Origin of the sequence: Ramlibacter sp. MMS24-I3-19 (genome assembly GCF_050320135.1) — a bacterium.
Classification (GTDB): domain Bacteria; phylum Pseudomonadota; class Gammaproteobacteria; order Burkholderiales; family Burkholderiaceae_C; genus Ramlibacter.
The window spans coordinates 3,547,178-3,569,409 of the sequence record NZ_CP190017.1 but is presented as its reverse complement, the minus strand read 5'-3'; the positions used below and the strand labels follow the sequence as shown (position 1 = coordinate 3,569,409).

Genomic DNA, 22,232 nt, shown 5'->3' with positions numbered 1-22,232 from the left:
GCCTCTCCTGTGGGACGACGCCGTGCGGGTGTGTAGGAGCGTCGCGAGTTCAGTACGACTTCACCATGGGACGCATGCGGATCTCGGTGATCTCGACGCTGCGCGGCGCGGCCAGTGCCTGCAGCGCGACCCAGGCCACGTCGTCAGGCTGCATCAACAGCTCCGGTCGGTAGGGCCGCCCTTCCCGCGCATGCACGTCCGCCTGCATCGGACTGGCGGTGCGTCCCAGGAACAGGCTGAGCACGCGCACGCCGTCTGGATTGACTTCCTCGCGCAGCGAGTCGGCGAGCGCCTTCAGCGCGTGCTTGGTGGCGGCGTACGGCCCGACGTTGGCGCCGGCGGCCAGGCCGGCGGTGGAGTTGACGAACAGCACCTGTCCGCGGCACGAGCGCAACTGCGGCAGCAGGCGCTGGGTGAGGACGAAGGGCGCCCGCACGTTGATGCGGTACTGCCGGTCGAGGTCGATCGTGCTGGCCTCCTGCAGCGGCCCCCAGGAGAGCGCGCCGGCCGCGTGCACCAGCACGTGCACGGGACCTTCGGCGGCCAGCCCGGCGGCGAGCCCATCGAGCTCGGCATCGGCGGCCAGGTCCGCTCGATGGCACCGAACGTTCGCGCCTTTCTGCTGCGCGGCTGTCGCGACGTTTTGCAGCCGCTCGGCGCCGCGGCCCACCAGCGAGAGCCGGACGGATGGGCCGGCCAGGCCGAGCGCGATCGCCTGGCCGATGCCGCTGCTGGCCCCGGTCACGATCGCGTTGCAGTGCTCGATGGGGTTCATGGCGGCCCTCCGAAGGCCGGGCTGTGGACGCATCACCCGCCAGGCGACCGTCGAGTTATGTCGGAACCGGCAGTGCCGGCGCGTAGGACGATGCCCCGAAAGGTCGAGTCGTTGCACAAGGCATGTCCAGCTGTCGTTAGCCTCTCGGCGGTGGGAATTCGCGTCGGGATCGGACGCGCTGTGCAGCAGAACCCGAACGGAGGCGTCGATGCAGCCACGACTGGTCTTCCTCGTGATGTCCGCGGTCAGCAGGCCGGAGACGGTGGACCAGCTCGCGCGGACGCTGGACCCCCACGTGGTGCTCGTGCACCACGACCATTCGCAGACGCCCCATTTCCCCCTCACGGCCCCCAACGTGCGTTTCGTGCCCGACCCGCGCCGAACGGGCTGGGCGTTCTTCGGCTTCGTCGACGGCATCTTCCATTCGCTGCGGTACGCATTGGCGCACCTGGACTTCGACTACCTCCAGCTGCTCAGTCCCACCTGCCTGCCGATCAAGCCGATGGCCCGCTACGAGGAGTGGGTCGGGCAGGGCGCGCCCGCGCATTTCGATGCCATCGACCTGCTGGCCGACCGCGACGCCCTCATGAGCGTGGGCTACCGCGCCTTCACGCCGCAAGGCTCCTTGCTTCACCGCATCGCCCGGCGCGCCACCGACCTGTACTACGCGCGCTCGCAGGCGCGCCGCGACGAAGCCGGCATCTGGCTGCGCACGCAGGGCGGCGAGGGATGGCGGTCCTGGCCCGCGGCCCTGCTGATGGCAGCCCTGCGGCGGCCCGCGATCGGACGCCACCCGTTCGACGAGAGCCTGCGGCCCTACTACGGCAGCCCCTGGTTCTGCGCGCGGCGCGAGATCGTCGAGCGCATGGTGGCGTTCTTCGAGCAGCCCGGCGTGCGCGACTATTTCAGCCGCCTGTGCATCGCCGAGGAGTTCCTGTTCCCGACCATGCTGATGCAGCTGGCTCCGGAGCATGCGCCGCTGAACCACCTGCTCAAGAAGTACGACGGTGCCCACCCCGGCTTCTTCGACGAGGACGACCTGCCGCTGCTGCGCGAGTCGACAGCCTGGTTCGCCCGCAAGTTTCCCGACGACCCCGCGGCGCCTGTGCGCCTGCGTGTGCTGGGCGAGCTGGTGGGCGTCGTCCCTGCGCGCGTCGGCACGCCGGCGCCGACGCGGCCGCAACCCGCGCTGCACGACCGCGCCGCGGCAGCCCGGCCGGCCGTGCACGCGGCGCAGGCGCCCACCCTCGATCGGCTGGTCGGCCAGGGCGCTGCGGTGGGCAGCCTGGCGCAGCGCACCGGCGACGCCTTGCCGCGCGGGGACGGGGCGCTCGGCCGATGATCTTCGTGCCGACCGAGCTGCCCGGCGCGATGCTCGTCGACGTGGAGCCGCGTGCGGATGCGCGAGGCTGGTTCGCCCGCACGTACTGCGAGCGTGAATTCGCGGCGCACGGCCTGCCCACGCGCATGGTGCAGTCCAACGTCTCGGTGACGCACCGCGCCGGCACCTTGCGCGGCATGCACTGGCAGGCGGCGCCGCACCAGGAAGACAAGCTGGTGCGCTGCGTGCGCGGGGCGGTCTGGGACGCGATCGTCGACATCCGGCCGGGCTCGGCCACCTTCTGCAGGTGGCTGGGCGTCGCACTCGGTGAAGCCACCGGCCGGGCATTGCTCGTGCCCAAGGGGTTCGCGCACGGATTCATCTCGCTGACCGACGAGGCCGTGGTCGTCTACCAGGTGTCGGAGTTCCATGCGCCGCAGGCCGAGCGCGGCGCGCGCCACGACGACCCCGCGTTCGGCATCGCCTGGCCGCGGCCGGTGGCGGTGATCGCCGACAAGGACCGGGCCTGGCCGGAATTCATCGCCGCGACCGCGGCATCCGACCCACTGAAGGAGCATCCATGAAGCTGTTCGTGACAGGTGTGGAGGGATACATCGGCTGCCTGCTGGCGCCGCTGCTGCAGGCGCGCGGCCACGAGGTGGTCGGCTACGACACCGGCTACTACCGCGATGGCTGGCTGTTCAGCGACCGCGGGCTGGTGCCGGGCTTCCCGCGCACGATCAACGGCGACATCCGGGAGGTCCGGCCCGAGCACGTGCGCGGCATGGACGCCGTCGTGCACCTGGCCGAGCTGTCCAACGACCCGCTGGGCGAGAACGTGCCGGCGCTGACCCACGAGATCAACCACCGCGCCTCGGTGCGGCTGGCCGAACTGGCCAGGTCCGCCGGCGTGAAGCGCTTCGTCTACACGTCCTCGTGCAGCGTGTACGGCGTGGCGGACGGCCAGGCGCCGATGACGGAGCAATCGCCCGTCAACCCGCAGACCGCGTATGCGGTGTGCAAGACGCTGGTCGAGCGCGATGTCGGCGCGATGGCCGCCCCGACTTTGCGCCGACCTTCCTGCGCAACGCCACCGCCTACGGCGCATCGCCGCGCATGCGCTTCGACATCGTGCTGAACAACCTGTGCGGCATCGCGGCCACCACCGGCAAGATCGCAATGACCAGCGATGGCACGCCATGGCGTCCGCTGGTGCACGTGCTGGACATCTGCGAGGCGATCGCCTGCGCGCTCGAGGCACCCCAGGATGCGATCCAGGGCGAGGTCTTCAACGTCGGCCACGACGCCGACAACTACCAGGTGCGCGACATCGCGCAGATCGTGGCCGGGGTGTATCCAGGCTGCGAGCTGACCTTCGGCCCCAGCGGAGGTGACAACCGCAGCTACCGCGTCGACTTCTCCAAGATCCACGCCCGGCTCCCCGGCTTCCGCTGCAGCTGGGATGCGCGCAAGGGGGCGCGCCAGTTGCACGACGTGTTCGAGCGCATCGGCCTGGACCGTGCCGGCTTCGCGGCCCGGCCGTTCACGCGCCTGCAGCAGCTGAAGTACCTGAGCGCCACGCGGCAGATCGACGATCGCTTCTTCTGGCGTTACTGACGCGGCCCGCGGCGGGATCGGCTGACACGCCGCCCGGAGCCGGGCCCGTACGATCCCGGTCCGAAAGGACCTGCCTTGCCTGCTGCCGTCAAGACCGGGAACGAGCCCGAGCACCGCACCGACGACCACGCGCCCGCCACCTTCGGCGCACTGTTCAGCGCCGTGATGCTGCCGATGTTCATGGCGGCCGTCGACCAGACCCTGCTGGCGGCTGCGACCCCGCGCATCGCGCGCGACCTCGGCGGCCTGGCCGACACCTCCTGGATCGCCGTCGGCTACCTGCTGGCCGCGACCATCACCGCCCCGCTGTATGGCCGCATGGGCGACCGCTTCGGCCGCCGCAACGTGCTGCTGGGTGCGCTGGCGGTGTTCGTGCTGGGCTCGCTCGCCTGCGGACTCGCGCCCACGATGTGGACGCTGATCGCCGCGCGCGTGCTGCAGGGCCTGGGCGGCGGCGGACTGATGGTGTTGTCGCAGGCGCTGATCGGCGAGCTGGTGCCGCCTGCGGAGCGGCCGCGCTACCAGGGCTACTTCGCCGCGGTGTTCACCGTCTCCAGCGTCGGCGGGCCCGTCGTCGGCGGCTTCGTCGTCAACCATGGCGACTGGCGCTGGCTGTTCCTCGTCAACCTGCCGCTGGGCCTGCTGGCCGCCTGGCGCGTCAGCACCTTGCCCAGGCCGAGGCCTTCGGCGATGCGCGATGCACCCTATGACCCGGCAGGCGTGCTGCTGTTCGCGGTGTGCGCCGCATCCGCGCTGCTGTGGTTCAGCCTCGCCGGCCACCGCTTCGCGGTGCTGTCGGCCTGGAGCGCCGGCCTCGCGCTGCTGGCGGTCGGCACCGGCATGGCGCTCGCGCGGCAGCAGAAGCGCCATCCGTTTCCCTTCCTGCCGCTGGACATCGTGCGCATCCCCGGCGTGGGCTGGGTCTGCCTCTCGGTGATCGGCTTCTCGGGGACCATGTTCGCGCTCGTGTTCCTGCTGCCGATCTACCTGCAGGTGGGGCAGCACAGCAGCGCGGCCACCGCCGGCCTGCAGCTGTTGCCGCTGACCCTCGGCATGGTCGCGGGCTCGACACTCAACGGCCGCTTCAGTGCGAAGACCGCGGTCAGCGGCGTGCTGCCGCCGTTCGGCCTGGGTGCGGCGGCGCTCGCGCTGTTCTCGCTGGCCGTGCTGCCGCCGTCGCACCTGGTGATCAGCATCGCCTCGGCCGTGTGCGGCATGGGCTTCGGCACCGTGATGCCCAGCGCGCAGATCACGACCCAGATGCTGGCCGGCCGCGAGCGGCTGGGCGCGGCCGCGGCGCTGCTCTCGCTCACCCGCTCGACGGGCGCCGCGCTGGGCACCGCAGCCTTCGGCGGTCTGGCGTTCACGCTGCTGAACGTGCAGGGCGGCGGCGAGGGCGCCACGCTGCACGTGGACACGCTGTCACCCGCTCAGGTGACGCATGCCTTCCACCTGGTGTTCGGCGCGGTGGCCGCCTGTGCGGCGCTGGGTGCGCTGGCGGCGATCAAGGCGCCGCGCATGGACCTGAAGCGGCGCTAGCGCTTCTTCTTCTGCACCACGGGCTTGACCGCCGAGCGCCGGGCCGGTGCGCGGGCGACCGTCTTCGCGGCAGGGCGATGGGCGCTCTTCGCGTGCACGGCGGGCTTGCTGCGCACCGGCACGTACACCACCACCTGCTGCCCGTGGCGGAAGGCCGCGTTCACGCCGACCTCGTTCCATTCGGCCACCTGCGCCGTCGACACGCGATAGCGCCGCGCGACGGTGGCCACCGACTCGCGCTTGCCGGCCTTGATGACGGTGCGGCGCATCTGTTGTTCGGGCGCGAGGCTCAGCTGGCCGTTCTCGACCACATGGCTGGCCACGTCGTCCTGCTTGCTCGGCGGACGCGGCACGACGAGCACCGAGCCGGCCTTGATCAGCATGCGCGGCGGGATCGTGTTGACGCTGCGCAGCTCGGCTTCGCTCATGCCGACGCGGCGTGCCGCGATCGAGGCGCTCATGGTGTCGGGCACGGTCCACACGGTCCACGTCGCGAACCGGCCCTCGCTGTAGGCGGCGAGGTTGCGCTGGAACACCTTGGCGTTGTCCCAGGGCAGCAGGATCTGCGGCGTGCCGGCCGCCAGGATCACGGGGCGATTGAGCTGCGGGTTCAGCGCCTTGAAGTCGTCCAGCTCCACGCCGGCGAGCTTGGCGGCCAGCGCGGTGTCGATGTCGCGATCGACCGTGACCATGTCGAAGTACGGGTGGTTCTCGATGATCGGCAGCTCGGCGTTGAACAGGCCGGGCCTGGAGATGATGTTCTTGACCGCCTGCAGCTTGGGCACGTAGTTGCGCGTCTCGTCGGGCATCTTCAGGTCGGTGTAGGCCGTCCCGAGGCCGAGGCGCTGGTTGCGCGCGATGGCGCGGCTCACGTTGCCTTCGCCCCAGTTGTACGCGGCCAGGGCCAGGTGCCAGTCGCCGAACATCGTGTACAGGCGCTGCAGGTAGTCCAGTGCGGCGCGGGTGGACGCGAGCACGTCGCGGCGGTCGTCGCGGAAGAAGTTCTGCTTCAGGTCGTAGTCGCGGCCGGTGCCGGGCATGAACTGCCACATGCCGGCCGCGCGCGCGCTGGACACCGCCTGAGGGTTGAACGCGCTCTCCACGAACGGCAGCAGGGCCAGTTCGCTGGGCATGCCGCGGCGCTCCAGTTCCTCGACGATGTGGAACAGGTACTTGCGCGAGCGGTCCGTCATCCGCTGGATGTAGTCGGGCCGGCTCACGTACCACTGCTCCTGCTGGTGCACCAGGGGCGAGTCGAGCTCGCGCATCCCGAAGCCGGCGCGGATGCGCGCCCACAGGTCCGGCGGCGGCTCGATCGCGACCACGGTCCGCGCATCCGCCTGGTAGGCCGTGGCGGCCGTGAGCGGTGCGCCCGCGGGCGCGTAGATCGGGTCGGGGGGAGGCTGGGTGGGCGCGGGAAGGGCGCCCGGAAGGCCGGCCCTGGCGCTGGTGTCGCCGTCGGTGGGGAGGGGAGTGCTGGCGCAACCGGCCAGCAGCAATGCGAGGGCGAGGCCGGCGAGGGTCAGTCTCATCTGAAGTCGTTCTTCCATTGGCGGATGGCGGCGAACACCGCCACCGCGTCGCGCGGATCGGCGCCGTTGAAGGCCTGCGCGGCGCGGGCCACGTCGGGCTCGCGGCTGCGCAGGAATGGATTGATCCGGCGTTCCTCGCCGAGGACGGCGGGCAGCGTGGGTTGGCCGCGTTGGCGCAGCGCCTCGCACTGCTGCTGGTACTGCAGCAGCGCCTGGTTGGCTGGTTCCACCGCGCGGGCGAAGCGCAGGTTGGACAGCGTGTATTCGTGGGCGCAGCACACCCGCGTGGAGGCGGGCAGCGCGGCCAGGGCATCGAGCGACGCCAGCATCTGCGCCGGCGTGCCTTCGAACAGGCGGCCGCAGCCGCCGGAGAACAGCGTGTCGCCGCAGAAGAGGAGCGGGCGGCCGTCGACGTCGTCGGCAAGGAAGGCGATGTGGCCGGCCGTGTGGCCGGGCACGTCGATCACGCGGAAGCGGATGCCGAGGGCCTCGACTTCATCGCCGCCCACCACCTTCCGCAGCGGCTCCGGAATGCGCTCGCGCCCGGTGCCGATGACGCGCGCACCGGTCTCGTTGCGCAGGCGATCGACGCCGCCGACGTGGTCCGCGTGGTGGTGCGTGACTAGAATCGTGTCCAGTTGCAAGCCGTCGCGCCGGAGCAGGTCCAGCACCGGCTGCGCGTCGCCCGGGTCGACCACCAGCGCCCGCTGCCCGTCGTGCAACACCCAGAGGTAGTTGTCCTGGAAGGCGGGCACGGGAATCAATGTCATGAGCGCTGCGATTATAGGAATGCACGAGTGGTTGGAGACCCCTCCTGGCCGCTACCTGCTGGCCTGGGAGCGGGCCCAGTTCGGCCGCGCGGTGCAGGACATCTTCGGCTACCACGCGTTGCAGCTCGGTCTGCCCGAGATCGACACGCTCGCCACCAACCGGATGCCGCACAAGTGGCTCGCGCTGCACGAGCCGCAGCCGTGCAACGGCGGCCGCCGCGTGGCCCTGTACACCGACGCCGCGGCGCTGCCGTTCGAGGCCAACAGCCTGGACCTCGTGGTGCTGCCGCACACGCTGGAACTCAATGCCGATCCGCACGCCACGCTGCGCGAGGTCGAGCGCGTGCTGGTGCCCGAAGGAAAAGTCGTGGTGTCGTGCCTCAATCCGCACAGCCTGTGGGGCCTGCGCCAGCGGCGCGCGCATTTGTACCGCCGCCTCGGCTTCGGCCAGCTGTACCTGCCCGATGCGGGCGAGTTCATCGGCTACCGTCGGCTGCGCGACTGGCTGCGGCTGCTCAATTTCGAGGTCGAGACCGGCAACTTCGGCTGCTACCGGCCGGCCCTCACCACCGACCACTGGCTGGACCGCTTCGACTGGATGGACCAGGCCGGCGAACGCTGGTGGCCGATCCTGGGCTCGGTGTACTTCATCGTGGCCACCAAGCGAGTGCCCGGCATCAAGCTGATGGGAAAGCTGTGGAAGCCGGTGAAGGCTCGCGCCACGGCGCCGGTGCCGCTCGCCAACCGCCAGCCGCACATGGAAACAACCCAGGAGACGTTTTGAACCAGGTCGTGATCTACACCGACGGTGCCTGCAAGGGCAACCCCGGCCCCGGCGGCTGGGGCGTGCTGCTGCAGTCCGGCGCGACCACCAAGGAGTTGTACGGCGGCGAGACGGGCACGACCAACAACCGCATGGAAATGACGGCCGTGATCCAGGCCCTCTCGGCGCTCAAGCGCCCATGCGCGGTGACGCTGTACCTGGACAGCCAGTACGTGCTCAAGGGCATCACCGAATGGCTGCCGGGCTGGAAGGCCAAGGGCTGGCGCACCGCGGCCAAGGCGCCGGTGAAGAACGCCGAGTTGTGGCAGCGCCTCGACGCGCTGGTGCATGGGTCCGGCCACACCATCGACTGGCGCTGGGTGCGGGGCCACAACGGCGACGCCGGCAACGAGCGCGCCGACGCCCTGGCCAACATGGGCGTCGAGGTCGCGCTGGGACGCCGCAAGCCGCCCGAAGCCCAGCCGTTGTAAAGGCCAGGTAAACCCGTCCGCGCCGGTGTGGCGGATCGGGTTCGGCAGCCACCGGATTCCACGTCGCCGCCGTGTCGCACTGCTACATTGACGTGTTTGCATGCAATCGGGCTGGCGAGCCCCCAGAAGCACAGAAGTCCATGGCCTCCAAGCCCCTCTATGTCGTGATCGCGGTGGCCGGCATCGCTGCGGCCTCGGCGGCCGCCTGGTGGTACCAGCACCGGCCCACGACAGCCCCCGATGCGACCAGCGGATCGACGACGTCGGCGCCGGCATCTTCCGCTTCGGGCGGCGCGAACCGCGCACCGGTGGTGGAAGTGGCACGCGTGGAGATGACCCGTCTCACCGACGACGCGCAGGCGGTGGGCAGCCTGCGCTCGCGCCAGAGCGTGATGCTGCGGCCCGAGGTCAGCGGCCGCGTCACCCGCATCAACTTCCGTGACGGCGAGCGCGTGAGGCGCGGCCAGCTGCTGGTGCAGCTGGATGACCAGCTGCCGCTGGCCCAGGTGCAGCAGGCCCGCGCCGAGCTGTCCATCGCGCGCGCCAACCACAAGCGCAACCAGGACCTGGTGGGCCAGGGGTTCATCAGCCAGCGCTCGGTGGACGAGAGCGCCGCGAACCTGCAGGTCGCCGAGGCCAAGCTCGCCCTGGCCGAAGCCACGGCCGCACGACTGAAGATCGTGGCGCCGTTCGACGGCATCACCGGCATCCGCACCGTGAACGTGGGCGACTACCTGAAGGACGGCGCGGACATCGTGAACATCGAGGACCTCGATGCGCTGTTCGTCGACTTCCGCCTGCCCGAGCGCTTCCAGGGCAAGCTGCAGCCGGGACGGCAGGCGCTGGTGCAGATCGATGCGCTGCCGGGCCGGCGGTGGACCGCGGTGGTGCAGGCCATCGACCCGCTGGTCGATGCCAATGGCCGCTCCATCGGCATCCGCGGCTGCATCGACAACCGCCAGCTGCAGCTGCGTCCCGGGATGTTCGCGCGCGTGACAGCCGTCTTTGGCGAGCGTGATCACGCGATGGTGGTCCCCGAGGAGGCCATCGTGCCGCAGGGCAACCGGGTGTTCGTCTATCGCCTCGCAGACGGCCCCGACCAGGACAGCAAGACCGCGCAGCGCGTCGAGGTCAAGGTCGGCCTGCGCCGCCCGGGCCAGGTCGAGATCGTGCAGGGCCTGAAGGCGGGGGACATGGTCGTCACCGCGGGCCAGCAGCGCATCCAGCGCGATGGCATGCCGGTGCGCATGATGGATTCGGGCCGTCCCGGCAGCGGCGCGAGCCAGGTGGCCGGTGCGGGTCCGGCGCCCGCGGACCCTGCCAGCGGAGCGGCGTCCGCGCCGCGCCGGGTGCTGGCCTCGCAGGTGAGCGAGGCTGCGCCGCCCGTGGCGTCGGGGTCGAGACCGGAGCACGTCGCCGCCGGTCCCAACCCCTGCAACGTCGCGAAGAAGTAAAGCCAGCGCAGGCTGCCCATGCAGTTGCCCGAGATCGCCATCCGTCGCCCCGTCTTCGCGACGGTCCTGTCGCTGCTGGTGCTGCTGGTCGGTGCCGTGAGCTTCACGCGCCTGTCGGTGCGCGAGTACCCGAAGATCGACGAGCCGATCGTCACCGTCAGCGTGCGCTATGCCGGCGCCTCGGCCGAGGTGATGGAGTCGCAGGTTACCAAGCCGCTGGAAGATTCCATCGCCGGCATCGACGCCGTCGACGTGCTCACCTCCATCAGCCGTCCCGAGCAGAGCCAGATCCAGGTGCGCTTTCGCCTCGAGAAGGACGCGGACGCCGCCGCGGCCGAGGTGCGCGATCGCACATCGCGCGTGCGCAACAAGCTGCCGCAGGCGATCGACGAACCGGTGATCGCCAAGGTCGAGGCCGACGCCTTCCCGGTGATCTGGCTGGCCTTCACCAGCGACACGCTGACGCCGCTGCAGATCAACGACCTGGTCAACCGCATCGTCAAGCCGCGCCTGCAGACCGTCACGGGCGTGGCCGACGTGCGCATCGGCGGCGAGCGCCGCTATGCCATGCGCGTGTGGCTGGACCCGGACCGCATGGCCGGCTACCGGCTCACGACGCAGGACATCGAGGACGCGGTGCGCCGCAACAACCTCGAGGTGCCTGCCGGCCGCATCGAATCGCAGCAGCGGGAGTTCAGCGTCACCTCGCAGACCGACCTGCTGCGCCCGGTCCAGTTCGAGGAGATCGTGGTCAAGACGGTCAACGGCTTCCCGGTGAAGATCCGGGACGTCGCGCGGGTCGAGGAAGCCGCCGCGGACGAGCGCAGCACCGCGCGGCTGAATGGCCGCATCGCCATCTCGGCCGGCGTGATCCGCCAGGCCACGGCCAACCCGCTGACCATGTCGCAGGGCGTGCGCGACATGATCCCGAAGCTCAGGCAGGACCTGCCGCCCGGCGTCAACATCGACGTCGCCAACGACAACTCGCTGTTCATCGACCGCTCGGTGCAGAACGTCTACCACACGATCTTCGAGGCGATCGTGCTGGTGGCGCTGGTGATCTTCGTGTTCCTGCGCACGGTGCGTGCGTCGATCATCCCGATCGTCACGATCCCCGTCAGCCTGATCGGCACCTTCGCGATGATGGCGCTGGCCGGATTCAGCATCAACACGCTCACGCTGCTGGCGCTGGTGCTGGCCATCGGCCTGGTGGTGGACGATGCCATCGTGATGCTGGAGAACATCTTCCGGCACATCGAGGAGGGCCTCGACCCGTTCTCGGCCGCCATCAAGGGCGCGCGCGAGATCGGCTTCGCGGTGATCACCATGACGTTCACGCTGGTGGCGGTGTATGCGCCGCTGGCGTTCACGCCGGGCCGCACCGGCCGGCTGTTCGTGGAGTTCGCGCTGGCCCTGGCCGGCTCGGTGCTGGTGTCGGGCTTCGTGGCGCTGACCCTCACGCCGATGATGTGCTCGCAGCTGCTGCGCCACAACCCGAAGCCCAACTGGTTCGACCGCAGCATGGAGCGCTGGCTGACGCAGCTGTCCGACGGCTACGGCCGCTTGCTGCGCTGGGTGTTGACGGCGCGTGCATCGGGTGCCGGCGGGCGCGTGCTGCAGGCGCGCTGGATCGTGATCGGCGTGATGCTCGCCAGCGCCGCCGCCATCGGCCTGGTGTTCCCGACGATGAAGTCGGAGCTGTCGCCGCTGGAGGATCGCGGCACCATCATCGCCAACATCAACGCGCCCGACGGCGCCACCATCGACTACACCGACCGCTACGCGCGCGTGCTGGAGAAGGTCGGGCAGGACTATCCGGAGTTCGACCGCATCTTCGCCAACATCGGCAATCCCACGGTGTCGCAGGGCAGTGTCGTGTACCGCGCCGTCGACTGGGAGCAGCGCAAGCGCACGACGCTGGAGATCGCGCGCGAGATGGGGCCGAAGTTCAACGCGCTGCCGGGCGTCTCGGCGTTTCCGATCGCGCCGCCGTCGCTCGGCCAGGGCTTCCGTGAGCGGCCGCTGAACTTCGTCATCCAGACCTCGGACAGCTACGAGAACCTGAACCGCGTCACGCGCCAGCTGCTCGACGAGATGGCGAAGAATCCGGGCATCCAGGCGGTGGACGTGGACCTGCGCCTGAACAAGCCGGAACTGCGCATCGACGTCGACCGCGACCGCGCGGCCGATCTCGGCGTGGGCGTCGACGTGGTGGCGCGCGCGCTGGAGACCACGCTGGGCGGCCGGCAGGTGACGCGCTACAAGCGCGACGCCGAGCAGTACGACGTGATCATCCAGAACCGTCCCAGCGGGCGCACCACGCCGGAGGACATCGACAGCATCTACGTGCGCGGCCGCAACGACACCATGATCCCGCTGTCCGCGCTGGTGAAGGTGCGCGAGACCGTGAGCCCGCGCGAGCTGAACCACTTCGGCCAGCGCCGCGCCGCCACCATCACCGCCAACCTCGCGCCCGACTATTCGCTGGGGCAGGCGCTGCAGTTCATGGACCAGACCGCGGGCAGGGTGCTCAAGCCGGGCTACACGACCGACCTGAACGGCACCTCGCGCGAATTCCGCAACTCACAGGGCGCGCTGGCCATCGTGTTCGTGCTCGCGCTGCTGTTCATCTTCCTGGTGCTGGCCGCGCAGTTCGAGAGCTTCATCGACCCGCTGGTGATCATGCTGTCGGTGCCGCTGTCCATGATCGGCGCGCTGCTGGCCCTCAAGTGGAGCGGCGGCTCGCTCAACGTGTACTCGCAGATCGGCCTGATCACGCTGGTGGGCCTGATCACCAAGCACGGCATCCTGATCGTCGAATTCGCCAACCAGCTGCGCGAGCAGGGGCTGGACCTGGTCGACGCCGTCGTCAAGGCGGCCTCGCAGCGGCTGCGCCCGATCCTGATGACGACAGGCGCGATGGTGCTGGGCGCGATCCCGCTGGCGCTGGTCCACGGCGCCGGCGCCGAGAGCCGCATCCAGATCGGCTGGGTGATCGTCGGCGGCATGGCGCTGGGCACCTCACTCACGGTGTTCGTCGTGCCCACGATGTACATGCTGTTCGCGCGCAAGGCGGTGCCTGGCGCCAACAAGGCCGAGGCGCTTGACAACGGGCCGGAGCAAGGCCACGGCGAGCTCATCGGCAAATAGCCGATCCGTAGCGTTAGCGCTTGTATCGCGCGGCTCCACGGTAGGGTCGCCGCCGTCCGACACGGCCTCTTCCGCAGCGCCGACAAATTGTTCAGGCTGGAACCGACCGTTTGGCTCTGCCATTCGACCGACCATCCTCTCCATGAAGATCATTCGCTTTATCCATCTGTCGTTCGCACAGGCGTTCTATGGCTGGGCGCTGCGCGAGATCGATCCCATGCACCCGGACCTGCCGCAGCTGGTGATGAAACGCCAGCAGCTGGCGGACGAGGCCCGGCGCATGTTCGCCTGACGCTGCGCTGACCCGGCACGCGGCTTGCCGCGAACGGTCCTTCAACAACAAAGGACCGCTTGATGGACAGCGTCTCGCGACGGATCTTTCTCAAGGCTGGCAGCGCCGCCGCCGTCATCCCTGCTGCAGTGGGCGTGGCCGCGGCCGCACCCAATCCTCCGAATGCCGCCGGCCACCCGTCGCCGGGGCAGCAGCAGGGAACCCAGAAGCCCACGTACCTGTTCTTCTCGGCCGCGGAGGCCGCGTTCATGGAGGCCGCGGTCGACCGGCTGATTCCTCCCGATGACCTCGGTCCCGGCGCCAACGACGCGGGGGTGGTGTCGTACATCGACCGCCAGCTCGCCGGGGCCTGGGGCGCGGGCGAGCGGCTCTATCGCAGCGGCCCGTGGCACCAGGGCACGCCGCAGCAGGGCTACCAGCTGCCCTTCACGCCGGCGGAGCTGTTCCGCAACGCGCTGCGCGGCATCGCGCAGCAGGGGCAGAAGGGCACGCCGTTCGAGAAGATGCCGGGCAACGAGCAGGACGCGTTCCTCACGCGCCTGCAGAACGGCACCGACGACCTGGAAGGCGTGCCGGCCAAGACGTTCTTCGAGTCGCTGCTCGCGCTGACCGTCGAGGGTTTCTTCAGCGACCCCGCCTATGGCGGCAATCGCGACGGACGTGCCTGGACCATGATCGGTTTCCCGGGCGCTTACGGCAATTACTACGACCTGGTCGACAAGCACGGCATCCATTTCGACCTGCCGCCGCGCAGCCTCGCCGAGGACGGCGCCGGCCACGTGCACGAGATGCCGGTCGCGATGCCCGTCTCGCGCAAGCAGCAGGGGAGGCGCTGATGGCCGCCACCAAGCTTCCTGCCGTCGACGCGGTGCTGCTGGGCGTGGGCCTGGTGGGCACGGTGCTCGGACGCGAACTCACCAAGGCCGGCCTCAAGGTGGTCGGCCTCGAACGCGGCCAGCCGCGTTTCACGGTGCCCGACTTCCAGGGCCCTGCGATGCACGACGAGCTGAAGTACTCGATCCGCAAGGGCCTGATGCAGGACAGCGCGCGCGAGACGCTCACCTTCCGCAACAAGGCCAGCGAGACCGCGCTGCCGATCCGGCGCTTCGAAAGCTTCCTCCCGGGCACCGGGCTGGGCGGCGCACTCGTGCACTGGAACGGCCAGACCTACCGGTTCCAGGACACCGACTTCCAGATGCGCTCGCACACGATCCAGCGCTACGGCGAGAAGTTCATCCCGGAAGGCGTGCTGGTGCAGGACTGGGGCGTGACGGCAGCCGACCTCGAGCCGTACTACGACCGCTTCGAGTACCTGCTGGGCACCAGCGGCAAGGCGGGCAACCTGAAGGGCCAGAAGGTGCCCGGCGGCAATCCGTTCGAGGACCCGCGATCGCGCGAGTACCCGACGCCGCCGCAGAAGGAGCCGTACGGATCGGCGCTGTTCCGCAAGGCAGCCACGAGCCTGGGCTACCACCCCTTCACGCAGCCCTCGTCGAACCTGAGCCAGAACTACACCAACCCCGAGGGCATGCAGCTGCGCACGTGCATGTTCTGCGGGTTCTGCGAGCGCTACGGCTGCGAGCACTACGCCAAGTCGTCGCCGCAGACCATCCTCCTGCCCAAGCTGCTGGCCGACCCGAAGTTCCAGCTGCGCACGCAGTGCCAGGTGCTGCGCGTGAACCTGGACAAGGACAAGAAGAAGGCCATCAGCGTCACCTATGCCGACGCGCAGGGCCGCGAGTTCGAGCAGCCGGCCAACCTGTTCATCGTCGGCATGTTCGCGCTGAACAACGTGCGGCTGCTGCTGCTGTCCGGCATCGGCAAGCCCTACGACCCGGCGACGGGCAAGGGCGTGGTGGGACGCAACTACGCCTACCAGACCACCAGCGGCGCGACGGTGTTCTTCGACGAGAAGGTCAACATCAACCCGTTCATGCGCTCGGGCGCCTCGGGCACGGTCATCGCCGATTTCGTCAGTGACAACTTCGACCACGGGCCGCTGGGATTCCTCGGCGGCGGCTTCATCGGCGAGACCATGTCGCACGGGCGGCCGATCGAATTCCACCCGACGCCACCCGGCACGCCGTCCTGGGGCTCCAAGTGGAAGCAGGCCGTGGTGCAGCACTACAACCACACCAGCTCGGTCGGCGTGCACGGCAGCTCGATTGCGCATGCGCAGAACTTCCTGGACCTCGACCCGACCTACAAGGACGCGTGGGGACTGCCGCTGCTGCGCATGACTTTCGACTTCCCGGAGAACGACATCAAGATGTCGGCCTTCCTCACCGACAAGGCGGCGCAGATCGGGCGCGCGATGGGCGGCCGGCAGGTGTCGTCCAGCCCGCGCAAGGGCCCGTACACGATCACGCAGTACCAGACCACGCACAACACGGGCGGCACGGTGATGGGCACGGACCCGGCCATCAGCACGGTGAACCGCTACCTGCAAAGCTGGGACGTGCCCAACGTGTTCGTGATCGGCGCGTCCAACTACCCGCAGAACGCCTCGTACAACCCGACCGACACGCTGGGTGCACTGGCCTACTGGGCGGCCGATGCGATCACGGGCAAGTACCTGAAGCAACCGGGGCTGATCACATGAGCGCGCGCATCGGCATCGTGGCGGCCGCGTCACTCGTGCTGCTGGTCGCCTGCAGCAAGCAGGGCGACAGCGCCAGGCAGGCGGCGGCGCCTGCTGCTGCGCCCGCACAGCCCGCGGCTTCGGCCGCATCGCAACCGGCGTCGGCGGCCTCCGCTGCGGCCGCGCAGCCCCTGGTCCCCGACCAGGTCGCCACGGCCAGTGCAGTGAACCCGCAGGAGGCGCAGGCGGGCCAGCAGCTCGCGCAGCAGGGCGCGGGCGCGGCAGCTGCCTGCGTGGGCTGCCACGGCGCGAATGGCGAGGGCAACGCGCAGACCGGATTCCCGCGCCTCGCGGGGCAGGGGCGGCTGTACCTGGTGCACCAGCTGGAAAGCTATGCCAACGGCAGCCGCAAGAACCAGGTGATGCAACCCATCGCGGCCGCGCTGAACGACACGCAGCGACAGCAGGTCGCGGCGTACTACGCCGGCCTGGGAACGCCGCCGGGCACGCCGGCCAAGGCGCCGCAGCGCGAGCCGGTGCTGGCGGTTCGCGGCGACGACAAGCGCGAGCTGCAGGCCTGCGCCAACTGCCACGCCCCGCAAGGCATCGGTGACGCAGCGTTCAATCCCTACCTGGCCGGGCAGCACGCCAGCTATCTCACCGCTGCACTGGCGGAGTGGAAGAGCGGCGATCGCAACAACGATCCGAGCGGCCAGATGCCCCGCATCGCCAAGACGCTCACCGACGACGACGTGAAGACGCTGGTGCAGTACTACGCGAGCCTCACGCCACCGGGTCCGCGCAATGCGCAGATCGCGGCGGCGGCGCTGCCCGGCGGACGCACGGCGGTGCAGTCGGGGCCGGTCAGTGCGACGGCACCGGCGCAGGGACAGGGCACGGAGCAGGGCGCCCTCGCAGGGGGCGCCCAGGGCCAGACGCCGGCAGGCGGATCCAGAGCGAGGCGCGGACATCGAACCCCAGCGGCAACACACAGGCGCCTGCCACGGGCGCATCGAGTCCGTCATCCGCGAGCGGCAAGCCGTGAGCGCCGGGCCGGGATTCTTCGCATGACGGCGCGCTCCTGGCGCGGTCCAATGGACCGATTCCAGGAGACACCATGCGCAGACTCGTCCATGCCTTCGCGGCCCTGCTGGCTGCGGGCTTCGCCGCATCGGCGGCCGCACAACCCGCGGCCCCCTCCAGCGATTTCCCGAAGCAGCCGATCCGCGTCGTGGTGACGTTCCCGCCCGGCGGGAGTGCGGACGCCGTGGTGCGCATGCTGGTGCCGCGCCTGAACGACAAGCTCGGCCAGTCGGTGGTGGTCGACAACCGGCCCGGTGCCGGCGGCAACATCGGCCTGTCGCTCGTGGCCAAGGCGCCGGCCGACGGCTACACGCTGGGCGTGGGCGCGGCCGGCGCGCTGTCCGCCAACAGCAGCCTGTACGAGCACATGCCGTTCGATGTCGCCAAGGACTTCAGGCCGGTGAGCATGCTGGCGGCGATCCCGTTCGTGATCGTCGGCAATCCCTCGGTGCCGGCGCGCACGCAGAAGGACCTGATCGCGCTCGCGAAGTCGCAGCCCGGCAAGCTGTCGATCGCGCACGGCGGCAACGGCACGGCGATGCATCTGTCGGCAGCCCTCTTCAGCCAGATGGCGGACGTGAAGCTGGTCGAGGTTCCCTACAAGGGCTCGGGCCCGGCGGCGCTGGACACGCTGGCGGGCAACGTGCCGCTGGCGGTGGTGGACCTGCCGTCGTCGCTGCAGCAGATCAAGGCGGGCAAGCTGGTGGCCTACGCGGTCACCAGTCCGCAACGCCTGCCGCAATTGCCCGACGTGCCCACGGTGGCCGAGGTCGGCCTGCCGGGCTATGACTCCACTGGCTGGTTCGGCGTCGTCGCGCCTGCTGGAACGCCGACGCCCATCGTGCAGAAGCTCAATGCGGAGATCACCGCGGCGCTGAAGGACGAGCAGATCGTCGCCAGCATGCGCAACCTGGGCGTGGAGCCCGCGCCGACGACGCCCGAAGCCTTCGAGGCCTACATCCGCAGCGAGACGCAGAAGTGGGCGAAGGTGATCCGGCAGGCCAACATCCGCATCGACCAATGACCCTGCCAGCGCTGGACACCGACGTCCTGGTGGTGGGCGCCGGCCCGGTGGGCCTGACGCTCGCGATGGACCTGCAATCGCGCGGCGTGAAGGTGGTGATCGCCGAGACGCGGCGTTATACCGAACCGCCCAACGTGAAATGCAACCACGTCGCTGCGCGCACGATGGAGCGGTTCCGCCGCCTGGGCGTAGCCGGCAAGCTGAGGGATGCCGGGCTTCCGGCCGACTATCCGAATGACGTGGCGTTCCGCACCAGCGTGTGCGGCCAGGAACTCACGCGCATCCCGATCCCGGGTCGCGCGGAGCGCTACACCTCGAAGGAAGGGCCCGATACCTGGTGGCCGACGCCCGAGCCGCCGCACCGCATCAACCAGCTGTTCCTCGAGCCGATCCTGCTGGAGCACACGGCGGCGCTGCCCGGCGTGACGCTGCTCAATCGCACGCAGCTGACCACGTTCTCGCAAACGCCGGGCCAGGTCGAGGCCGTGGCACTGGATCTCGACACGCAGCAGGAGCGCGGCATCCGCGCGCGCTACCTGGTCGGTTGCGACGGCGGCAGTTCCGCCGTGCGCAAGCAGATCGGCGCGAAGCTGGAAGGCACCGCGGTGATCCAGCGCGTGCAATCCACCTACATCCGTGCGCCGCAGCTGCGCGCCATGATCCCGGGCAAGCCTGCCTGGTCGTACTACTCGGTCAATCCGCGCCGCTGCGGCACCATGTTCGCGATCGATGGCCATGCCACCTGGCTGGTGCACAACCACTTGAATCCGCACGAGCCGGAGTTCGAGTCGGTGGACCGCGACCAGTCCATCCGCAACATCCTCGGCGTTGGGCCCGATTTCACCTACGAGGTGATCAGCAAGGAAGACTGGGTGGGGCGCCGCCTGGTGGCTGAGCGGTTCCGCGACCGCAACGTGTTCATCGCCGGCGATGCGGCGCACCTGTGGGTGCCGTATGCCGGCTATGGCATGAACGCGGGCATTGCCGACGCGCTGAACCTCTCGTGGCTGCTGGCCGCGCGGCTGCAGGGCTGGGGCGGGGAGGGCATCCTCGACGCCTACGAGGCCGAGCGGCAGCCGATCACCGAGCAGGTGTCGCACTTCGCGATGGACCACGCGGCCAAGATGATCAAGGCGCGCAGCGTCGTGCCGCCGAACATCGAGGCGGCGGATGCCGAAGGGCAGGCCGCCCGCGAGCGCATCGGCCGCGAGTCGTACGAGCTGAACGTGCAGCAGTTCTGCTGCGCGGGCCTGAACTTCGGCTACTTCTACCGCGGCTCGCCCATCGTGATCGAGGACGGCGAGGCGCCGCCGGCGTACTCGATGGGCGACTTCACCCCGTCCACGGTGCCCGGCTGCCGCGCGCCGCACTTCTGGCTGCCGGATGGGCGCTCGCTGTACGACACGTTCGGCCAGGGCTACACGTTGCTGCGGTTCGATCCGGCGGTGGATGTGGCCTCGCTCGCGGCTGCAGCGGGCGAGCAGCGCATGCCGCTCACCGTGCTGGACGTGGACCGTGCATGCGCGCCGCAGGCCTACCGCCACAAGCTGCTGCTGGTGCGAGACGACCAGCATGTGGCCTGGCGTGGCGATGCAATGCCGGCCGACGTGCAGGCGATGGTCGCGACGCTGTGCGGCGCGGGCCGCCGGGCGTCGGAACAGGCCGCGTGACTACGACCCTTGCGGCGCCAGCGCGCGTTGCGCCTCGGCGTGCAGGTCGTGCGCGATGCCCACGGCCAGCCGCAGCCGCCGCAGCAGCCACGGGCTGAGGTCGTCGACGTAGGGATCCGGCAGCTGCAGCATGGTCGACTGGTCGTCCTGCGCGGGCGCCGCATCGGGACGCGGGCCGCCCGCCAGCGCGGCCGCGATGGCTTCGGCGCCCTGCTGCAGCGGCGCGCGCAGCTGCTCCAGCACCAGGCGGTCGCGGCGCTGCAGCAGCATGGTCTTGACCGCCGTCAGCTGCGCCAGCAGCTGGTAGCAGTGGGCCAGCAGGCGCTCCAGGTCCTTCAGGCGCGGCTGCACGGCGCGTGGTTCGGAGATCGAGCGCTGCACCGCCTGCACCAGCGCCGAGAGGCTGTCGTAGGCCTCGCGGCGCGCGAGCCGCCAGGCGAGTTCCGCTTCGTTGTCCACGGCCTGCAGCTGGCCGAGACCGAGCGCGAGCTTCGCGTGCTTGGCCTGGGCGGCGACGGTGCGTGCCACCAGCGCCCCGATCTGCGAGCGTTCCCAGGACGGCAGCACGTAGCTGAACACCCAGGCGATCACCACGCCGATGCCGGTGTCGGCCATGCGCTCGGCCACGTCGAACACCGTGGAGACGCCGGCGTTCAGCAGGTGGGCCTGCACCAGCGACAGGACGGTGGCGGCCACGGCGGTGACGAGGTAGCGGCGGATCGCGAAGGCATGTGCGATCGACTGGCCCAGCACCACGGTCAACGTGAGCACCGCTTCGGGCGCATGGCTGGACAGCAGCGCACCGGCGAGCAGGCAGCCGAGCAGCGTGCCGGCGACGCGGGCATTGCGCCTCTCCAGCGTCTGCGCGAGGCTGCCGCGCAGGACCACCACGATGGTCAGCAGGATCCAGTACGCATGCGATCCCCAGGGCAGCACCATCGCGAGCGCCTGGCCGCAGCCGATGGCGAGCGCTGCCCGCATCGCGTGGCGCAGCGGCGGTGCGTCCCAGCGCCACAGCGCGAGAAACGGCCGCCACGACCAGACCGTGGGACTGACGAACAACTGCCATGCCGCGCGCACCACGTCGAGATCGGGCTCGCGCTCGCCGCGGGCCAGCGCCACGATGCGTCCCACTTCCTCGTGCAGGTGGCCCACGCGGCCCGCCATCGACCGGGCCAGCAGCTGCGGCGACGGCGGCTGGTCGGCGTCGACGACTGCATCAGCCGCCGAGAGTGGCGGGAGCGGCGGCCGCTCGCGCGTGAACGGCGGCGGCGTGCGCCCGAGCAGCAAGGCATCGGCCAGCGCCTGCAGGTCGTCGGCCAGCGCGGCGATCTCGCGAGCCAGGCCGAGCAGCAGGCCTTCCTGGTCCGGCGCGGCGGCCAGCGCGTCGAGATCGAGCGCGCAGGCCACGAGGTGGTCGCGCATGTCCAGCACCTGCATCAGCATGCCGGCCCAGCGCTGGCGCTGCGGCGTGCGCGGCGCCTCGAGCAGCAGGTTGCGGGCGGACTGCAGCTGGTCCGCCAGCGCGGCCTGCAGCTGCATCAGGCGGCCCACCACCGGCTGGCTGAGCTCGCCCCGCGGCGCGGCCAGCTGCAGCGCCTGCGTGCGCATCAGGCGCACGACCGCGGCCAGCGTGTCGACCAGCGCCAGCGTGCGGTAGCGCGCATTGAGCATGGCGTTGGCCGCGGTGGCCCACGCAAGGTAGAGGACGGCGCCGAAGGTGAAATGCAGCGTCTGCTGCAGGGCGGCGTCGAGACTGCCGGTGCCGGGCGTGGCCAGCGAGAACAGCATCGCGAACATCGCCGAGATCGCGATCGGCAGCCCGCGCTTGCCCCAGGCCGCGCCGAGGAACGCGACGAAGGTGGCGGCCACCAGCAACAGCCACAACGCGAGCGGATGCTGGTGCACCAGCTGCGTCACCAGGAACAGCGGGACCGCGACCACGGCCGCTGGCAGCAGCTGGATGAACTTGCCGCGGCGGGGCGCCACCTGGTCGGGCGGCGTGACGACGATGACGCCCACCGTCGCGGCGGCGGCGCCGGCAGCGCCGAACAGCAGGTGCGCCAGCGCCGACACCAGCAGCAGGCCGACGCCCGCGGCCACGCCGTTGGCCACATGCGAGCTCAGGAGGACGCGCAGCGCTGGCCGGACGGGGTCGTTCAAGGCGGGG

General features: G+C 70.2%; 19 protein-coding genes. 15 read left to right on the top strand and 4 right to left on the bottom strand.

The window, feature by feature from the left end:
- Positions 1 to 49 precede the first annotated feature (49 nt).
- On the bottom strand, positions 50 to 775 hold the full coding sequence (locus ACPWT1_RS17730) for an SDR family NAD(P)-dependent oxidoreductase (protein ID WP_427912463.1): 726 nt from the start codon (positions 773 to 775) through the stop codon (positions 50 to 52).
- Between the two features lie 208 nt (positions 776 to 983).
- Between ACPWT1_RS17730 and ACPWT1_RS17725 the strand changes: the two genes are divergently transcribed.
- From ACPWT1_RS17725 to ACPWT1_RS17705, 5 genes are all read left to right on the top strand, one after another.
- Positions 984 to 2,117 carry a hypothetical protein gene (locus ACPWT1_RS17725; RefSeq protein WP_427912462.1) on the top strand — a complete coding sequence of 378 codons (1,134 nt, stop codon included), beginning with the start codon at positions 984 to 986 and terminating at the stop codon, positions 2,115 to 2,117.
- Positions 2,114 to 2,680 (top strand): dTDP-4-dehydrorhamnose 3,5-epimerase, encoded by a 567-nt coding sequence (rfbC, locus tag ACPWT1_RS17720; RefSeq protein ID WP_427912461.1) that lies wholly within the window; start codon positions 2,114 to 2,116, stop codon positions 2,678 to 2,680. The genes ACPWT1_RS17725 and rfbC overlap by 4 nt, the downstream gene beginning before the upstream one ends.
- Positions 2,677 to 3,234: an NAD-dependent epimerase/dehydratase family protein gene (locus ACPWT1_RS17715; protein ID WP_427912460.1), complete on the top strand. Its 558-nt coding sequence runs from the start codon at positions 2,677 to 2,679 to the stop codon at positions 3,232 to 3,234. The genes rfbC and ACPWT1_RS17715 overlap by 4 nt, the downstream gene beginning before the upstream one ends.
- Positions 3,213 to 3,713 (top strand): NAD-dependent epimerase/dehydratase family protein, encoded by a 501-nt coding sequence (locus ACPWT1_RS17710; RefSeq protein ID WP_427912459.1) that lies wholly within the window; start codon positions 3,213 to 3,215, stop codon positions 3,711 to 3,713. The genes ACPWT1_RS17715 and ACPWT1_RS17710 overlap by 22 nt, the downstream gene beginning before the upstream one ends.
- 75 nt (positions 3,714 to 3,788) lie before the next feature.
- Positions 3,789 to 5,252 (top strand): MFS transporter, encoded by a 1,464-nt coding sequence (locus tag ACPWT1_RS17705; protein ID WP_427912458.1) that lies wholly within the window; start codon positions 3,789 to 3,791, stop codon positions 5,250 to 5,252.
- On the opposite strand, the gene ACPWT1_RS17700 is transcribed toward ACPWT1_RS17705, so the two are convergent.
- Positions 5,249 to 6,784 carry a transglycosylase SLT domain-containing protein gene (locus tag ACPWT1_RS17700; protein ID WP_427912457.1) on the bottom strand — a complete coding sequence of 512 codons (1,536 nt, stop codon included), beginning with the start codon at positions 6,782 to 6,784 and terminating at the stop codon, positions 5,249 to 5,251. The two genes, ACPWT1_RS17705 and ACPWT1_RS17700, sit on opposite strands and share 4 nt — an antisense overlap.
- Positions 6,781 to 7,554 carry a hydroxyacylglutathione hydrolase gene (gene gloB / locus ACPWT1_RS17695; RefSeq protein ID WP_427912456.1) on the bottom strand — a complete coding sequence of 258 codons (774 nt, stop codon included), beginning with the start codon at positions 7,552 to 7,554 and terminating at the stop codon, positions 6,781 to 6,783. The genes ACPWT1_RS17700 and gloB overlap by 4 nt, the downstream gene beginning before the upstream one ends.
- Before the next feature lie 19 nt (positions 7,555 to 7,573).
- Between gloB and ACPWT1_RS17690 the strand changes: the two genes are divergently transcribed.
- The 10 genes from ACPWT1_RS17690 to ACPWT1_RS17645 all read left to right on the top strand — a co-directional run bounded on the left by ACPWT1_RS17690 (position 7,574) and on the right by ACPWT1_RS17645 (position 20,062).
- Positions 7,574 to 8,338: a class I SAM-dependent methyltransferase gene (locus ACPWT1_RS17690; protein ID WP_427912455.1), complete on the top strand. Its 765-nt coding sequence runs from the start codon at positions 7,574 to 7,576 to the stop codon at positions 8,336 to 8,338.
- Positions 8,335 to 8,808 carry a ribonuclease HI gene (gene rnhA / locus ACPWT1_RS17685; protein WP_427912454.1) on the top strand — a complete coding sequence of 158 codons (474 nt, stop codon included), beginning with the start codon at positions 8,335 to 8,337 and terminating at the stop codon, positions 8,806 to 8,808. The genes ACPWT1_RS17690 and rnhA overlap by 4 nt, the downstream gene beginning before the upstream one ends.
- A 140-nt stretch (positions 8,809 to 8,948) precedes the next feature.
- Complete coding sequence (locus tag ACPWT1_RS17680; protein ID WP_427912453.1) at positions 8,949 to 10,262, top strand: efflux RND transporter periplasmic adaptor subunit; 1,314 nt, start codon at positions 8,949 to 8,951, stop codon at positions 10,260 to 10,262.
- Between the two features lie 18 nt (positions 10,263 to 10,280).
- On the top strand, positions 10,281 to 13,412 hold the full coding sequence (locus tag ACPWT1_RS17675; protein WP_427912452.1) for an efflux RND transporter permease subunit: 3,132 nt from the start codon (positions 10,281 to 10,283) through the stop codon (positions 13,410 to 13,412).
- Positions 13,413 to 13,554: 142 nt separating this feature from the next.
- The gene (locus ACPWT1_RS17670) at positions 13,555 to 13,704 is read left to right on the top strand and encodes a hypothetical protein (protein ID WP_427912451.1); all 150 of its coding nucleotides are present in this window, start codon (positions 13,555 to 13,557) and stop codon (positions 13,702 to 13,704) included.
- Between the two features lie 62 nt (positions 13,705 to 13,766).
- Positions 13,767 to 14,540 (top strand): gluconate 2-dehydrogenase subunit 3 family protein, encoded by a 774-nt coding sequence (locus ACPWT1_RS17665; RefSeq protein ID WP_427912450.1) that lies wholly within the window; start codon positions 13,767 to 13,769, stop codon positions 14,538 to 14,540.
- Complete coding sequence (locus tag ACPWT1_RS17660; protein WP_427912449.1) at positions 14,540 to 16,306, top strand: GMC family oxidoreductase; 1,767 nt, start codon at positions 14,540 to 14,542, stop codon at positions 16,304 to 16,306. The genes ACPWT1_RS17665 and ACPWT1_RS17660 overlap by 1 nt, the downstream gene beginning before the upstream one ends.
- Entirely contained in the window at positions 16,303 to 17,523 is a 1,221-nt protein-coding gene (locus ACPWT1_RS17655; protein ID WP_427912448.1) for a c-type cytochrome, read from the top strand. Before ACPWT1_RS17660 ends, ACPWT1_RS17655 begins: the two co-directional genes overlap by 4 nt.
- Entirely contained in the window at positions 17,433 to 18,392 is a 960-nt protein-coding gene (locus ACPWT1_RS17650; protein WP_427915583.1) for a Bug family tripartite tricarboxylate transporter substrate binding protein, read from the top strand. Before ACPWT1_RS17655 ends, ACPWT1_RS17650 begins: the two co-directional genes overlap by 91 nt.
- Positions 18,389 to 20,062, top strand: coding sequence for an FAD-dependent oxidoreductase (locus tag ACPWT1_RS17645; protein ID WP_427912447.1), 1,674 nt, complete (start codon positions 18,389 to 18,391; stop codon positions 20,060 to 20,062). Before ACPWT1_RS17650 ends, ACPWT1_RS17645 begins: the two co-directional genes overlap by 4 nt.
- On the opposite strand, the gene ACPWT1_RS17640 is transcribed toward ACPWT1_RS17645, so the two are convergent.
- Positions 20,063 to 22,225, bottom strand: coding sequence for an FUSC family protein (locus ACPWT1_RS17640; protein ID WP_427912446.1), 2,163 nt, complete (start codon positions 22,223 to 22,225; stop codon positions 20,063 to 20,065).
- Positions 22,226 to 22,232 lie beyond the last annotated feature (7 nt).